The 15,430-nt window shown below is 34.8% G+C and carries 14 protein-coding genes; 7 read left to right on the top strand and 7 right to left on the bottom strand.

The window, feature by feature from the left end:
- Positions 1-171: 171 nt before the first annotated feature.
- The 3 genes from BZG01_RS02285 to BZG01_RS02275 all read right to left on the bottom strand — a co-directional run bounded on the left by BZG01_RS02285 (position 172) and on the right by BZG01_RS02275 (position 4,370).
- Positions 172-2,163, bottom strand: a complete 1,992-nt coding sequence (locus BZG01_RS02285; RefSeq protein WP_101308199.1) for a protein-disulfide reductase DsbD family protein — start codon at positions 2,161-2,163, stop codon at positions 172-174.
- A 120-nt stretch (positions 2,164-2,283) separates the two neighbouring features.
- Positions 2,284-3,840 carry an Rne/Rng family ribonuclease gene (locus BZG01_RS02280; RefSeq protein WP_101308198.1) on the bottom strand — a complete coding sequence of 519 codons (1,557 nt, stop codon included), beginning with the start codon at positions 3,838-3,840 and terminating at the stop codon, positions 2,284-2,286.
- Positions 3,841-4,085: 245 nt separating this feature from the next.
- The gene (locus BZG01_RS02275) at positions 4,086-4,370 is read right to left on the bottom strand and encodes an HU family DNA-binding protein (RefSeq protein ID WP_101259605.1); all 285 of its coding nucleotides are present in this window, start codon (positions 4,368-4,370) and stop codon (positions 4,086-4,088) included.
- Between the two features lie 151 nt (positions 4,371-4,521).
- On the opposite strand from BZG01_RS02275, the gene mutY reads away from it, so the two are divergent.
- The 5 genes from mutY (at position 4,522) to BZG01_RS02250 (ending at position 8,734) form a co-directional block, all read left to right on the top strand.
- Entirely contained in the window at positions 4,522-5,580 is a 1,059-nt protein-coding gene (gene mutY / locus BZG01_RS02270) for an A/G-specific adenine glycosylase (protein WP_101308197.1), read from the top strand.
- A 63-nt stretch (positions 5,581-5,643) separates the two neighbouring features.
- Positions 5,644-6,069, top strand: a complete 426-nt coding sequence (locus tag BZG01_RS02265; RefSeq protein WP_101308196.1) for a single-stranded DNA-binding protein — start codon at positions 5,644-5,646, stop codon at positions 6,067-6,069.
- A gap of 124 nt (positions 6,070-6,193) precedes the next feature.
- A complete protein-coding gene (gene gldE, locus BZG01_RS02260) occupies positions 6,194-7,432 on the top strand; it encodes a gliding motility-associated protein GldE (protein ID WP_101308284.1) in 1,239 nt (412 codons plus the stop codon).
- Between the two features lie 59 nt (positions 7,433-7,491).
- Complete coding sequence (gene gldD / locus BZG01_RS02255) at positions 7,492-8,073, top strand: gliding motility lipoprotein GldD (protein WP_101308195.1); 582 nt, start codon at positions 7,492-7,494, stop codon at positions 8,071-8,073.
- 16 nt (positions 8,074-8,089) lie between these two features.
- Positions 8,090-8,734 (top strand): 4'-phosphopantetheinyl transferase family protein, encoded by a 645-nt coding sequence (locus BZG01_RS02250; protein ID WP_101308194.1) that lies wholly within the window; start codon positions 8,090-8,092, stop codon positions 8,732-8,734.
- Positions 8,735-8,775: 41 nt separating this feature from the next.
- Here the strand turns inward: BZG01_RS02250 and BZG01_RS02245 are convergent, their stop codons facing one another.
- From BZG01_RS02245 to ychF, 4 genes are all read right to left on the bottom strand, one after another.
- A complete protein-coding gene (locus BZG01_RS02245) occupies positions 8,776-10,401 on the bottom strand; it encodes an alkaline phosphatase family protein (RefSeq protein ID WP_180327176.1) in 1,626 nt (541 codons plus the stop codon).
- 122 nt (positions 10,402-10,523) lie between these two features.
- Positions 10,524-10,874, bottom strand: a complete 351-nt coding sequence (locus BZG01_RS02240; protein WP_101308192.1) for a DUF190 domain-containing protein — start codon at positions 10,872-10,874, stop codon at positions 10,524-10,526.
- A 12-nt stretch (positions 10,875-10,886) separates the two neighbouring features.
- A complete protein-coding gene (crcB, locus tag BZG01_RS02235; RefSeq protein WP_101308191.1) occupies positions 10,887-11,264 on the bottom strand; it encodes a fluoride efflux transporter CrcB in 378 nt (125 codons plus the stop codon).
- A gap of 151 nt (positions 11,265-11,415) precedes the next feature.
- Positions 11,416-12,516 carry a redox-regulated ATPase YchF gene (gene ychF / locus BZG01_RS02230; RefSeq protein ID WP_101308190.1) on the bottom strand — a complete coding sequence of 367 codons (1,101 nt, stop codon included), beginning with the start codon at positions 12,514-12,516 and terminating at the stop codon, positions 11,416-11,418.
- A gap of 179 nt (positions 12,517-12,695) precedes the next feature.
- Between ychF and BZG01_RS02225 the strand changes: the two genes are divergently transcribed.
- Positions 12,696-13,739: a transglutaminase domain-containing protein gene (locus BZG01_RS02225; RefSeq protein ID WP_101308189.1), complete on the top strand. Its 1,044-nt coding sequence runs from the start codon at positions 12,696-12,698 to the stop codon at positions 13,737-13,739.
- A gap of 177 nt (positions 13,740-13,916) precedes the next feature.
- Positions 13,917-15,293: a vWA domain-containing protein gene (locus BZG01_RS02220; RefSeq protein ID WP_143470812.1), complete on the top strand. Its 1,377-nt coding sequence runs from the start codon at positions 13,917-13,919 to the stop codon at positions 15,291-15,293.
- The last annotated feature ends 137 nt before the right edge of the window (positions 15,294-15,430 follow it).

Genomic DNA, 15,430 nt, shown 5'->3' with positions numbered 1-15,430 from the left:
TTTTGTTTTTTCAAAAGGCAAACTTTTAAAAATAGGCATTCTTTTCATTCAAATCACATCAAACTCTCTATAATGAATATAAATATTAAGCAACTCTTAACGAACTACACCTAAACAAAAAAAGGTCGGAATGATTATTCATCCCGACCGTTTACAACTATGCTGTAATTTCTATTGTCTATTCTTAAATTCTTTTTTCCCGTTTTCAAGGAATTCAACAAATGCATCTGCATTTAAATCATAAGCTCTTGGTTCAACCAAAGTCTCCTCCGCTTTATCCAAAAGCACATAATAAGGTTGTGCATTTACACCAAATCGTGTAATTTGAAAATCGGCATATTTCTTACCTAAGGTCTTTTTCACTTTTCCATCGTAAGTGGAAGTAACCCAATCAGATTCCGGCAATGCTTGCTTGTCATCAACATACAAGGCAATAATCACATAATCTTCTCTTAATATTTTCTGCACCCGCGGATCCGACCAAACATTAGCTTCCATCTCACGACAATTTACACATCCGTGCCCCGTAAAATCAATAAAAATAGGTTTGTTCTGCTCTTTTGCACAGGCTAATCCTTGTTCAAAATCGAAATATCCTTTTAAACCATGCGGCAAATGCAGATACTCTGCATACTTAGGTGTTTCACAAATCTCCATAGCTGCAGATACACTGTTGGACCCGGATTGATCGCGAACAATTGCAGAAATATCGAAATCCTGAGTTGTTTGCGGTGGCAAATAACCGGAAATCGCTTTTAAAGGAGCTCCAAACATTCCGGGAATCATATAAACAACAAATGAAAACGAGGCTATTGCCAGCATTAAACGTGGAACAGATACAAATTTAATATCACTATCGTGGCTAAACTTCAATTTACCCAGCAAATAGAATCCCATCAATGTGAAAATTACGATCCAAATACCTAAATAAATTTCACGATCCAACAATCCCCAATGATAAGTCTGATCTGCAATACTTAAAAATTTTAATCCCAATGCAAGCTCTAAAAACCCTAAGATAACTTTTACTGAATTAAGCCAACCGCCCGACTTTGGCAGATTATTCAACCAAGATGGGAATATTGCAAACAGCGTAAATGGTAACGCAAAAGCAAGAGAGAAACCGAACATTCCTACAATTGGTTCCAAAACCTCTCCTCCTGCCGATTGAACCAAAATTGATCCAACAATGGGCCCGGTACACGAAAATGAAACCAATACCAATGTAAATGCCATAAAAAATGAACCTGCTATACCACCTTTATCTTCATTTGCTACCGACTTATTTACAATCCAACTTGGCATCGTGATCTCAAACATTCCAAAAAATGAAAACGCAAAGAACAAGAATATTATGAAGAACAGGATGTTCGGAATCCAATGAGTACTTAGCCAGTTGGCAAAACTTGGTCCTAAAGTTACCGCTACAATGGTTCCTATAATAGTATAAATACCAATGATTGAAACACCATAAACAACAGCGTTAAAAATTGCTTTTCGTCTGTTTTCTGAACTGTGCATAAAGAAAGAAACCGTCATGGGTATCATTGGAAACACACATGGTGTAAGAAGAGCTATTAATCCAAAAGAAAATGAAATAAAGAACAAAGACCACAATGAAGTATACTCCTTTCGAGGATTCTTCATCGGATTTATTTTCTCTTTCACTTTAGGAGTTGATTCAACTGCTGAAGAAATTTTACCGGCATTCAGTTTAAATTCAAAATCGGGTGTGAACATCACGCACTCGCCTTCGCGGCAAGTTTGATATTCCATTTCCCCCTTTACTGAAAATGCTGATTCGGATAGTAGTTTTATTTTTTGCTTTAGAATTGCCTCACCAACAAAATACTGAATATCCATTTCAAAAATGTCATCGTACTCTGATTTTGGCTTGGTAATCTCTTCCAAATCTCCAATCAATTCATAATTATCCGATTCTGCAAAAGTTGCGCTGAATCGAATCGGACCACCATCCGGAAAATGTTGGGAATAAAGATGCCATTCATTGGCTATTTTGGCTGTAAAAACCAAGTTAACTTCGTTGTTGCTAACTTTTTCTGTTGAAAAATCCCAGGATACCGTTTCACGAATTTGTGCTTGAACGGAGATAAGGCTGTTAAGGAAAACTCCAAGGAATAAAATGAGAAGTTTTTGTTTCATGTGCTATAATTTAAGTGCTTTAACGCATAAAATTAATATTATAAAGCACCTTAACAAAGCCTTTAACAAAATGATAACAAAGTTTTGAAAACTCTCATATTTGGACCTTTCTCAACTTATTTATGACATCTCTATTTCCTGATTGTTTTTATCGAAAAATTTATAAACCAACATATCGTAGGAAGGAATTTCACGTACAGAAAGTTTTATGCCAAATTCAGACTGCCATTTTCTACGCAATGTATTCCAAATTCCTTTGTTGATGTATGCTGCAACAAAAGGATGTACTTTTAAAGTAAACTTCTTGTCATTTTGCTCATCAACCAGTCGCTTAAGACTCTGTTCTATCTGATCTGTAAGCAAAACTGCAGGAGTTATTTTCCCTGAGCCTAAACAAGTTGGACACACTTCTTGAATTTCAACATTCATTTCAGGACGAACACGCTGGCGGGTAATCTGCATCAAACCAAATTTACTCAATGGTAAAATGTTGTGTTTCGTATGGTCAAGTCCCATTATTTCTTTCATTTTCTCGAAAACTTTCTGTCGGTTTTCGGCAGAATGCATATCAATAAAATCAACGACAATAATTCCTCCCATATCGCGCAGGCGAAGTTGACGGGCAATTTCCTCAGCCGCAGCTAAATTTACTTCTACTGCGTTTGACTCCTGATCGTTTCCTGCTTTGGAACGATTTCCACTATTTACATCAACAACATGAAAAGCTTCTGTATGCTCAATAATTAAATAAGCACCATTTTTGAAGGAAACGGTTTTCCCAAAAGAAGATTTAATTTGTTTATCGATACCAAGTTGATCGAAAATTGGCACATCACCAGTAATATGCTTTACAATTTTAGATTTCTCGGGAGCAATACTTTCAATGTAGTTTTTAATATCTTTTGCTGCGTTGGCATCATTAATATAGATATTCTCGAATGAAGAATTCAAAATATCACGCAAAATAGCCGATGTTCTATCCATTTCCCCCAACACTAATTTAGGTGGATTCACATCTCTAATATGCTCAAAACCAGACTCCCATTTCTCTACAAGAGATCTTAATTCCTGATCAAGAGCAGCTACTCTTTTCCCCTCAGCAACCGTGCGAACAATTACACCATAATTCTTAGGCTTGATACTTTGAAGGAGTTTTTTCAGTCGGAGTTTCTCCTCGGCAGAGCTAATCTTTTGAGAAATCGAAACTTTATCTGAGAAAGGCATTAATACCAGATTTCTTCCGGCAATAGAAATTTCAGAACACAATCTAGGGCCTTTTGTCGAAATTGGTTCTTTTGCAACCTGAACAAGTATATGCTGACCCGACTTTAAAATCTCGGATATTTTTCCATTTTTGTCGATATCCGCCTCTAATTTCATTTTAGAGATGGAAAGGTTACGGCCATTTCGTGCTAAAGCCTGTTGCAGGAACTTACTTAGAGATCTAAATTGATGGCCTAAATCCAAATAGTGTAAAAAAGCATCCTTCTCATATCCTACATCAATAAATGCAGCATTAAGACCCGGCATTATCTTTTTCACTTTTCCCAGATAAATATCACCTACAGCAAACTGAAGATTACTTTTTTCCCTGGTTAACTCAATCAGTTGCTTATTGCTTAATAAAGCAATTACAATTTCATTAGGGGTTACATCAATTACAAGCTCGTTACTCACTACTTTTTTTCTTATTTTTATAAAGATAATCAGTTCTTACAAATAGATAAACCTAAAGTACTAAAAAGTTCTTTAGGTTTATTTATTTTGTTATTACAAACAATCAATTCAAAAGAATCTATTTCTTTTTCTTATGACGGTTTTTTCTTAATCTTTTCTTACGCTTGTGCGTAGCCATTTTATGTCTCTTTCTTTTTTTTCCGCTTGGCATATCTTCAATATTTTTAATTAATTACAATCTAAGACTACTTTACGTTAGTTTTAACTTTACTAACGAATGTTTTAGCTGGTTTAAAAGCTGGTATAAAGTGCTCAGCAATAATAATTGTTGTGTTTTTAGAAATGTTTCTTGCAGTTTTCTCTGCTCTTTTCTTAACGATAAAACTCCCGAAACCTCTTAAATACACATTTTTGCCTTTTACCAAAGAACCTTTGATAGTATCCATGAAAGCTTCAACAGTTTTTTGTACTGTAATTTTCTCAATTCCTGTGTTTTTAGAAATCTCGTTAACAATATCTGCTTTAGTCATCTCTTAAAAAATCTTTAATTATCAATTATTTACATCATCATTTTCTCAAATCAGAATGCAAATATATATGATTTCTAGCTATTAATGAAATCGAAAACAATTATTTTTACCCAAATTTGAAAAAAAATAAATCAGGACAAATATTTTCAAGATGCTTAGTAACCAAATCATAAGCTGGTATTTGCAAAACAAACGCGACTTACCATGGCGGGAAACAAAAGATCCGTATCAAATATGGATATCAGAAATCATGCTTCAACAGACCAGAGTAGCCTCAGCTATTGATTATTTTAATCGCTTTTTGGAACAATTCCCCACAATTTCCCATTTAGCTAAGGCAGAGGAGCAGGAAGTATTAAAACTATGGCAGGGATTGGGATATTATTCCCGGGCCCGAAATTTACATACTGCTGCAAAAACTATTCAATTAGAATATAATGGTGTTTTTCCAGACTCTTACAAAGAGATTCTTAAATTAAAAGGTATTGGCACCTATACTGCGGCAGCGATTGCTTCATTTGCCTTCAATCTGCCACATGCCGCAGTTGATGGAAACGTTTATAGGGTTTTGTCAAGATTATATGGTATTAATAAAGCAATTGACAGTACCGAAGGGAAAAAATACTTTCAAACAATAGCAAGCGAAACAATGGGAAATGCCATACCAGAAATCTACAACCAGGCAATTATTGAATTTGGAGCTCTTCAATGCATTCCCCGCAATCCTAAATGTGATATTTGTCCACTCCTCGCAAATTGCTTTGCCCACAATAATGCACAAGTTGATCAATTCCCTGTTAAATCGAAACAAATTAAGACTAAAAATCGATATTTTTACTATTTGTTTCTATCTTGTAAAAGTCGGTTTTTAATCGAAAAAAGAAAGAAAAAAGACATTTGGGAGAACTTGTTCCAATATCCTTTGATTGAATACGATAAACCTATTTCAACAAATGAATTGTTACAAACTTCTGAATGGAAAGGGTTATTTGGAAACAATGAATTAGTGATTCATTCGGTATCCGAAAATGTGATTCATAAATTAAGCCATCAGAACCTGCACACAAAATTCATTCACATCGAAATGGATATCGATAAAATGAAAAATGAATATGGATATATAATTATTAACCATTCCGAGATATCGGAATATCCATTCCCAAAACTAATTGAGGATCATTTAAATATAATGGATAAAAATAACCCATAATAATATTATGATCTCATAATAAGTTTGTATCTTTAAACTATTGTTAAATTAAAAAATCAAAATATGTCAGTAAACAAAGTAATTCTTGTTGGAAATGTTGGTAAAGATCCGGAAGTGAAATATCTTGACAATGGTGTAGCCGTTTGTAACTTTTCACTTGCAACCAGCGAAACGTACAACAATAAAAGTGGCGAAAAAGTGACCCAAACAGAATGGCATAATATTGTATTGTGGCGTAAACTGGCCGAAATTGCAGAGACTTACGTTAAAAAAGGAATGCAAATTTACGTTGAAGGACAACTTAGAACGCGTAACTGGGAAGACAAAGACGGTGTAAAAAGATATACCACTGAAATTTTTGGAACCAGTATGCAAATGTTAGGCCGCAAAGCAGAAAACAGCTCTGAACCTCAAGGAAGTCCTGAAGTTGCGCAACAAAATACTTCTGACTCATCTGACGCAGAAGAAACGGATGATCTTCCATTTTAGGCATCCTATTTAAAACTAATTTCATACAAAATTGGAAACTGAAGAATTTACTAAACTTTTTTTAAGCAATACTGATATTGCTTTTTATTCTATAAATACAAGTACCATTATAAGTTTGCTTATAATGGTACTTCTTTTGTTTTGTTCTGCGGTGATTTCAGGATCAGAAGTGGCTTTGTTTTCGCTTTCTCCACAAAACATTAATGATTTGGAAGCCGACGATAATCCAAAAAACAAAAAGCTTTTAAAATTACTAAACCAACCTGAAAAACTGCTGGCTACTATTTTAATTGGCAATAATTTTATAAACATTGGAATTGTAATCTTGTCCAGTTTTATCACCAATTCGCTGGTCGATTTTTCCAATGCTCCTACATTGGGATTTGTGGTTCAGGTAGTAATCATTACATTCCTGCTTTTACTTTTTGGTGAAATAATCCCCAAAGTATATGCAGCGCAAACTTCTTTGAACTTTTCAAAATTTGTTGCTTATCCGTTATTTTTTTTAGAAAAAGTATTTCAACCTCTTTCAATCGTACTTATTAAATCAACATCTATCGTCAACAATCGTATTTCTAAAAAACAGAACATCTCGATGGTAGATCTTTCTCAGGCATTGGAGTTAACTGCCGATGAAATATCTGAAGAAATGGAAATTTTGGAAGGAATCGTAAACTTTGGCAATATTAATGTTGAAGAAATAATGATATCCAGAATGGATGCAGTAGCTGTAGACGTTAGAACCAGCTTTAGTAAATTAAAATCAGTAATTATTGAATCAGGCTTTTCACGAATTCCTGTTTTTGATAAGAGCTTTGACAATGTAAAAGGAATATTGTATGTGAAAGATTTACTTCCTCATCATCATAAACCAAGTACATTTCGTTGGCAATCTATTATCCGCCCCCCCTACTATGTGCCACAGACAAAAAAAATAAATGATTTACTGGAAGAATTTCAAACCCAGAAAAACCATATGGCGGTTGTTGTTGATGAGTACGGAGGAACTTCAGGAATCATTACCATGGAAGATATCATTGAAGAAATAGTTGGGGATATTACCGATGAATCGGATGGCAGTAAAGCTACTTTTACAAAAGAAGAGGATGGTTCCTACTTATTTGAAGGAAAAACATCGCTAAACGATTTCTTTAAAATTGTAGATATTGAATCGGATATTTTCGATAAGGTAAAAGGTGATGCTGAAACTTTAGCCGGTTTACTTCTTGAAATAAAAGGTGAAATTCCGCAGAAAAAAGAAGAATTCAAATACAAACACTATCGTTTTATTGTGGAAGCTGTAGATAACCGACGAATCAAAAAAATTCGTTTTATACTACCAAAACTCCCGGCGAAAAAGTAATTTCGTATCATTAACAAGCAAATGCTCTTAACCAACATTTGCATCTACATCTGCAACTCATGAAATTGTATCGAATTCTTTTACCCTTTCTTTTTATTCTTCTCGTTTTGGTTCCTATTTCGTGTAAAAAGAAATATACTCCCAAACCGAAAGCATATTTCCGAATTGATTTTCCTTCAAAAGAGTATCAAAATTGGGATTCAAATTTTCCATACAGTTTCGATCTTTTATCGATGGCTAAAATTGAAAATGATGCTGAAAAAGGAGCTGAAAAATACTGGATCAATATTCAATATCCCGAATACCATGCAGCCATTCACCTTAGTTATAAAAATGTTAATAACAATCTGGAAGAATATCTTGAAGATTCTAGAAAAATGGCATACAAACACTCCATTATGGCAGATGCTATTGCCGAGCAGATCTATATTAATGATGAAGAAAAGGTATATGGTATGATCTATCGGATTAAGGGCAACGCTGCATCATCGGTTCAGTTTGTTGCAACCGATAGTACAAATCATTTTTTAAGAGGTGCTTTGTATTTTCGGGAACATCCTAATCAAGATTCTTTGGCACCGGTTATTCAATTCATCGACAAAGATATTGTTCGCCTGATGGAAAGTCTGAAGTGGAAATAAGCTAATATTGTAATTCATGCCAATTTGCAACCAAATACAAATTAATAATTTCTGCAGACTAATTGTTTGGAAAACCACTGAATCTTTAGAAGAACTGTTGCAGATTGTACACTTAACACCTAGCGAAACAGCAAAACTGAACTCGTTCGGGAGCCAATCCCGTAAAATTGAATTTGCAGCAACACGCTGCCTGTTGCAACTGAGCTTAGGGGAAAATATTCAGATTGAAAATGATGAGCACGGCAAGCCTCATCTTATCAACTCAGACTTGAATATTAGTATTTCTCATACGAAATCATACGTTGGAATTCTAATTGGAGACAAGCATTCTATTGCATTGGATATGGAATATTTATCGGATCGGGTGAATAGAATTGCCAGCCGGTTTCTTTCAAAAACCGAGCTGAATAATATTGATGATCGGAATAAGATCTTACATCTTTATCAGCACTGGTGCGCCAAGGAATGTCTAATTAAAATGTATGGCAAAAAAGATGTTCATTTAATTGATGAATTAAAGATTGACCCTTTTTCTTCCGGTGATTCTACTTTCTCAGGTCAGGTTTGCAGAGCCGATTTTTCAGAAACCTATACATTTCAATATCTGCGGTTCGATAATCATTTACTGGTTTATTCCATAAAAAAAAGCCATAGTAGTTGAATTATCAAATACTATGGCTTGGGACCTAAAAAAGAAAAATTTTAGTTCACCAGCTCTTCAATCGGATTTCCATCACAACCGGAAGGAATCGAAATATTTAAGAAACTAGAAACGGTAGGAACAATATCCTCAATATAAACTGATCGTGAAATTACCGACCGTTTAATTTTCCATCCGTACCAAAACAAAGGTACCTGATTGGTATATGAATATTGCGCTATTTCATCACGTTCATCTTTTATTTTATGCATCCATCCTTGCTCCAAAGTAAGCATTACATCCCCCGAACGTTTTTGATTGAAAGAGCGCTGCACTTTTTGTAATATTCCATGTGTATAATTCGATTTCACCAAACTATTCGCAGTAGTAGTAGTTGCCACTCCCGAAAACTGAATTAAAAATTCTGCAGCCTTTATTTGCAGGTCAATAATTGACAGTTTTGAATCTTCTATCAGCTGATGATTCAAATAAACCTGTTGCGAATCATAGCCTAAAACCCATTCTCCATGACCATATAATATATTGAAATAGGATTTTAATAAAGCAATTGCATTGTAAGTACTAAAATAGCCGTTCGGGATATTTTGTTCGGAAAGATTCTCGGGCGTATAATTAGCAGATTGATCAGCAGTTACAAACACCAACACACTCTCCATTCCAATCTGCTCATCTAAAAACGAAAGGAAATGTTCCAACTCCTGATCTAATCTGACAAAATTATCGATCATTTCGGGAGCAAAAGGAGACAAGTCTCTATGTTTCTCATCCAAACAGGAAAAGGTAACAGATAAAAAATCAGCATCGTCATCCTTACCCAAATTCTCGTTAATAATAGCAGCTATTGCAAAATCCTTTACCAACATATTTCCAAAAGGTGTTGTTTTAATCGCTTTGTATCCGTGCTCTCTCTTCTCCTTATTCAAATCGTAGAAAAACTGATTATTCAAACCAACTTTCCCAAGTAATTTATCAGACACACTCGGTGCATTTCCATCATTAAAAGGTGTCCAAACACGATTTAGATAAAAATCAGTAAACTTTTTCTCATTAAATTCCTTCACCCAATTGTATAAGGTATCCTGATAATAAGATGATGTTATAAATTTCCCTGAAAGATCATCCATCCAATAAGCTCCGTCGGCGGCATGACCGGCCGAAAACAAAGCTGATTCGCAGTTTAAAGCCACACCAACCACCCTCGAACGAGAGTTGAACAACTTAATTTCGTCTCCTAATGTTGAAGCCAGCATCTTTTTTGGAGAACTCCCCTTCTCTTCGGATTCTATTCCCACAAGTTTGGTTTCTGAATCCTCTTTCGCCAATTCAAGTTCTCCCGATAACCGATTGTACCATCCGTTGGAAATAATACCATGAAAAGCTGGCGGTGTACCTGTAAATATGGAAGCATGATCGGGTCCTGCTTGAGAATACAAATAGCTGAATCTTGAATTTTTACAATAAGTTCCCTGATTCATTAATCGTTTGAATCCTCCGTCACCCAACAAATTGGAATATCGAAAATAATAATCTGCACGCAAATGATCAATCACAATACCTACAACAAGCTTTGGTTTTTCTGATGGAATTTTCCGCGTATTTTGTGCAATTGAAAATTGAATTGTAAATACTAGTAATGCAAACAATAGGGTGCCGAATCTCTTACTCATTATCATTCTCGTTGTGGTTATTAACTATTCGCCACAAATATAATGGATTCGAATTGATTAAACAGGAATAGATTTTGATATTACAGGATCTTTAACATTTGGAAATTCAAATATCAAAACAATTATTTTTTCTGAGGCTGATATCTGATTACGTCAACTTGTTCCATCGTAATCATTCCTCCTCCACCCGATTTTTCAATTAGTAATTCAAGAATGTGAAGGTAGCCATTCACCTTTTCTTCAGAATCGACCAATTCTATAATGATTGGCAAATCATCTGACAAAGTAAATATTTTTGAAGAATGAACTCGTGAATTTGCTCCATAAGACATGATTCCCCGGTGAACTGTTGCTCCTGCCAAACCATATCTTTTTGCTCCGTAAACAATTGCCTCATAAAGAGGTCTTTGATAAACCCGATCGGCTTCACCAACAAATACGCGAAGTAACTTGGCCTTGCCTTTCAGTTTCATATCAATTTACGTTTAAAATAATTTATGAATTTGTGTGCCAAAGTAAACTGCCAGTAATCCCAGAAATACACTTCCGGCCACATATACTGAAAGATACAAAAATCCACTGTCTTTTAAAAGATTAAGATTATCGAATGCAAAAGATGAAAAAGTCGTAAAACCACCGCAAAATCCTACAGCCAGAAACATCCTCATTTCCGGACTCACCAAATTACCCCGCTCCGCCATGGAATATATCACTCCTATTATAAAGCTGCCTACAATATTTACCGTCATGGTTCCTATTGGAAAAATAGTGTCAAAATAACGATGAAGACCTTGTCCTATCAAAAACCGGGAGACACTTCCTAAAAATCCTCCTATTCCTACCAATAAAACTGTACGAAACATGCGATATTAAAATTATATAATGAATAATTAGTAATGGGCTATTCAAAATCATTCCCGATGACAAAGATACTAATCTTGATGTAGATAAATAATGCAAAAAAAAATGACCGTTCAAACTGAACAGCCATTCATGTATCAATAGAAAATTCAATTATACGTTGAATCGGAAGTGCATAATATCACCATCCTGAACTACATATTCTTTTCCTTCCACGTTCATTTTACCAGCTTCCTTACAAGCTGCTTCTGAACCTAAAGTTGAAAAATCTTCGAATTTAATTACCTCAGCACGGATAAATCCTTTTTCAAAATCGGTATGAATAACACCAGCTGCCTGAGGTGCTTTCGCTCCTTTAGGATAGGTCCATGATCTTACCTCTTTTACACCTGCAGTGAAATAAGTTTCAAGATTAAGCAATCTAAATGCTGCTTTAATTAATTTATTAACGCCTGGTTCCTTTAGACCTAAGTCTTCCAAAAACATTTGTTTCTCTTCGTAAGTTTCCAGTTCTGCAATATCAGCTTCGATACCGGCACCAACAACAATTACCTCTGCATTTTCATCTTTAACCGCTTCCCGAACCGCATCAACATGAACATTGCCATTCACTACAGATGCTTCATCAACATTACAAACGTATAAAATAGGTTTTGTAGTTAGTAAATGAAGATCCCCTGCTACTTTCTCATCAGCCTCGCTCAATTCAACCACGCGCCCAGACTTTCCTTGTTCTAAAGCTTCCTTATATCTTCCCAATACCTCAGTTAAACGAACCGCATCAGGATTTTTTCCAATTTTCGCCAATTTTGCCGCCTTTTGCAATCTTGCTTCAACAGTTTCCAAATCCTTCAACTGCAATTCAATATCAATGGTTTCTTTATCCCGGATAGGATTTACAGAACCATCAACATGAACAATATTGTCATCTTCGAAACAACGTAAAACATGTATAATCGCATTCGTCTCACGTATGTTTGAAAGAAATTTATTTCCTAAACCTTCTCCTTTACTTGCTCCTTTTACCAAACCAGCAATATCAACAATTTCCATTACCGAAGGCTGAACTCTTTGCGGATTTACCAATTCAGTTAATCTGATTAAACGTTCATCAGGTATAGTAATTACACCAACATTAGGTTCAATGGTACAAAAAGGAAAATTTGCCGATTGTGCTTTTGCATTCGACAAACAATTAAATAAGGTGGATTTTCCTACATTTGGTAATCCTACAATTCCACACTGTAAAGCCATGGCTATTTATATATTATATGATTTGCTACTATTCAATTTTTAAAAATCTGTGCAAAAGTACATTTTAATTTTCGTTGTGCCAATTTTAAACTTTTATCTCCTAAATAAATGTTAAAGGATGAAAATCAGCAAATAGGCTATCTATATTTTCATTAGCTTTAAGCATAGCGCGTTTTACTATGTATAAAAAACTGGCAATCTTAATTTTTTTAACATTGGTTTCTCTTGAGTTGGTGCAGGCTCAGGAACCAGCATTCGGTAGATATGGAAGTATTGACCGTCATGTAAAAAAAACACCCGACAGCTTATCCCGAAATATTGTTTTATTGCACGATTATTTAGTTGCTCCCGCAAAAAGTGATGAGGACAAAATACGGGCTTTTTACCTATGGATTATCTCTAATATAGAATATAAAGATCAGGTAGAATTACTATTCGACCCGAACCTGTTGTTTTATATGGGGTCAAACAATTGCTCTTCTCCGGTTTGTGTTTTACAGAAAAGGAAAGCGGTTTGCGAAGGGTTTTCTAAGTTATTTGAATTTTTCTGTACTCATTCCGGATTTGAATCCTATAGCATTGGAGGATACATCACTAAAAATGGAGCCCTGCAAGATCGTGCTACTCATTCGTGGAATGTTGTTAAAATAAATAATGAATGGCGTTTTTTTGATTTAAGTTGGGCGAATGCAATACTCTATCATTCTGGAATTAAAAGCAAAACAAACGAGTATTTTATGGTTTCTCCTGAAGAATTTATCCTAAGCCATTTACCAATTATTCCAATGTGGCAATTTTTAGAAACTCCAATTAGCTTACAAATATTTAATTCGGGAGAAGAATCAATAAAGAACTATCTAAAGACTGCCCCTGCCAATTACAACTATACCGACACCTTATCAAATTTTAAACTGTTGTCTGACGCAAAGAAAAGATTGAAAACAGCTCAGGAAATATACAGAACAAATCCAAACAATAAATTCAATCTTGCTATCGAATATTATCGATACGCCCGAAATATGATAAGTTTCGATGGTGAAATAGATACTCTAAATTATTTTAGATTGATAAAAGCCAAAGAGAAAATGCAATTAGCAATTGATTTGTTTACATGCTCTTCTGACATCTCCTCACAAATTATGCTGTTGCAAATTAAAGATGAACTATCGAAAGTTGACAGGCTTATAAATACCGCAAACCCGCATATTAAACATCTCAAATAAGCAACTATTAACCTTTGCATCGAATTTCAATATGCGCCAAAATTTGTATGCGGAAACAATTGATAATTAACCATAATACACCTGTCATTAATTAAATTTAAAATTACAGGAACTATCGATTTTAATTCTTTAACACATTCCCTATCTTTACTTACTAATCAAAATAACTCCCTGCTCTTGAAATCAAATCTGAAATACTTCTCAATCTTTTTACTACTGCTATTGTGTTCAAAACTAAATATAGCTCAAGGGGCACTTGAAAAAACTGAAAAAACAAGAATATTATTCATTTTCGATGCTTCTCAAAGCATGAATGGATACTGGGAGGAATCAAAAAAAATAAATATAGCCCGTAAATTTTTGATTCAAATGATTGACAGCCTTGAATATCAAGATAATGTTGAGATGGCTTTAAGAGTATACGGTCATCAAAGCGTTGTTCCTCCACAGGATTGTAATGATACCAAACTGGAAGTACCTTTTAAACCGGGTAATGCCGGAGAAATAAGACAAACTTTACGATATATTGATCCTAAAGGAACAACACCAATAGCCCATTCTTTAGAATTGGCCGCCAGCGATTTCCCGGAAGTAAATTCCGATATCAGAAATGTAATTATTCTTATTACAGACGGTGTTGAAGCCTGCGATGGTGATCCTTGTGCTGTTTCTCTGGAACTCCAAAAAAAAGGCATCTACTTAAAACCATTTATTATAGGAATTGGCTTGGATGTTGATTTAAAAAGCAGTTTTGAGTGCATTGGAAATTATCTTGAAGTAAAAAAAGAAGAACGCTTCGGAGGAACTCTCGAGTATGTTATCTCGCAGGTTTTGAATAAAACTTCGGCGCAAATAAATTTAATTGATGCCAATGGTTCCCCTACAGAAACTGATGTTCCAATGACATTTTACAATTCTGTTTCTGATAAAGTAAGATATCAGTTTATGCATACCATGAATGCAAAAGGAAATCCTGATACATTATTTTTAGATCCGCTGCTTACTTATAATATTACAATTCATACCATACCCGAATTGCATCGCGACAGCATTAGACTGATTGCCGGCAAGCACACAACCATTGGATTTGATGCTCCTCAGGGAATGCTGAAAATTGAATGCCCGAGAACAACCATGTACAAAGATTTACAAATTCTTATCCGAAAAAACACAGAAATTATTAACATCCAAACCCCCAATGAGGTAACTAAATACCTGACTGGCAAATACAATTTGGAAGTTTTAAGCCTTCCCCGGATTTTAATTCCTGATGTTGAAATTAATCAAAGCAAAACAACCTCAATTACGATTCCACAACCAGGATTGGTCACAATATTTAAACCAACTACCGGCCCGTGCAGCATGTTTGTTCAAAAAGGAAACAAATTAGAATGGATTTACAACATCCCCGAAAAATCATTACGGGAAACTTTGACTCTTCAACCGGGTATATATCATATCATATTCCGTAACAAAAACGCCTATCTGTCGCAAAGCTCCAAAAAAGCAAGTTTTGTTATAACATCCGGCAAATCAATACCTGTACGCTTGTAATCATATTGATTTACAATATTCTAAATATTGCAAAAACCTCAATTTAAAAGCTTTTATTAAGTATATACATGATGCTAAAAGGCATTTTTGTTTATCTTTGCATGCATTAATAAAACCTTACCAAGTTTTTATCATCT

Source organism: Labilibaculum manganireducens (genome assembly GCF_002843385.1).
GTDB lineage: Bacteria > Bacteroidota > Bacteroidia > Bacteroidales > Marinifilaceae > Labilibaculum > Labilibaculum manganireducens.
This window is presented reverse-complemented; position numbering and strand designations above follow the sequence as displayed.

Excerpts from the sequence above, each read along its gene's own strand:
- BZG01_RS02245 (WP_180327176.1), bottom strand. The coding sequence starts at position 10,401 with ATGAGTAAGAGATTCGGCACCCTATTGTTTGCATTACTAGTATTTACA.
- crcB (WP_101308191.1), bottom strand. The coding sequence starts at position 11,264 with ATGTTTCGTACAGTTTTATTGGTAGGAATAGGAGGATTTTTAGGAAGT.
- mutY (WP_101308197.1), top strand. The coding sequence starts at position 4,522 with ATGCTTAGTAACCAAATCATAAGCTGGTATTTGCAAAACAAACGCGAC.
- BZG01_RS02250 (WP_101308194.1), top strand. The coding sequence starts at position 8,090 with ATGCCAATTTGCAACCAAATACAAATTAATAATTTCTGCAGACTAATT.
- gldD (WP_101308195.1), top strand. The coding sequence starts at position 7,492 with ATGAAATTGTATCGAATTCTTTTACCCTTTCTTTTTATTCTTCTCGTT.
- BZG01_RS02275 (WP_101259605.1), bottom strand. The coding sequence starts at position 4,370 with ATGACTAAAGCAGATATTGTTAACGAGATTTCTAAAAACACAGGAATT.
- BZG01_RS02265 (WP_101308196.1), top strand. The coding sequence starts at position 5,644 with ATGTCAGTAAACAAAGTAATTCTTGTTGGAAATGTTGGTAAAGATCCG.
- BZG01_RS02285 (WP_101308199.1), bottom strand. The coding sequence starts at position 2,163 with ATGAAACAAAAACTTCTCATTTTATTCCTTGGAGTTTTCCTTAACAGC.
- BZG01_RS02225 (WP_101308189.1), top strand. The coding sequence starts at position 12,696 with ATGTATAAAAAACTGGCAATCTTAATTTTTTTAACATTGGTTTCTCTT.
- BZG01_RS02240 (WP_101308192.1), bottom strand. The coding sequence starts at position 10,874 with ATGAAACTGAAAGGCAAGGCCAAGTTACTTCGCGTATTTGTTGGTGAA.
- ychF (WP_101308190.1), bottom strand. The coding sequence starts at position 12,516 with ATGGCTTTACAGTGTGGAATTGTAGGATTACCAAATGTAGGAAAATCC.
- gldE (WP_101308284.1), top strand. The coding sequence starts at position 6,194 with ATGGTACTTCTTTTGTTTTGTTCTGCGGTGATTTCAGGATCAGAAGTG.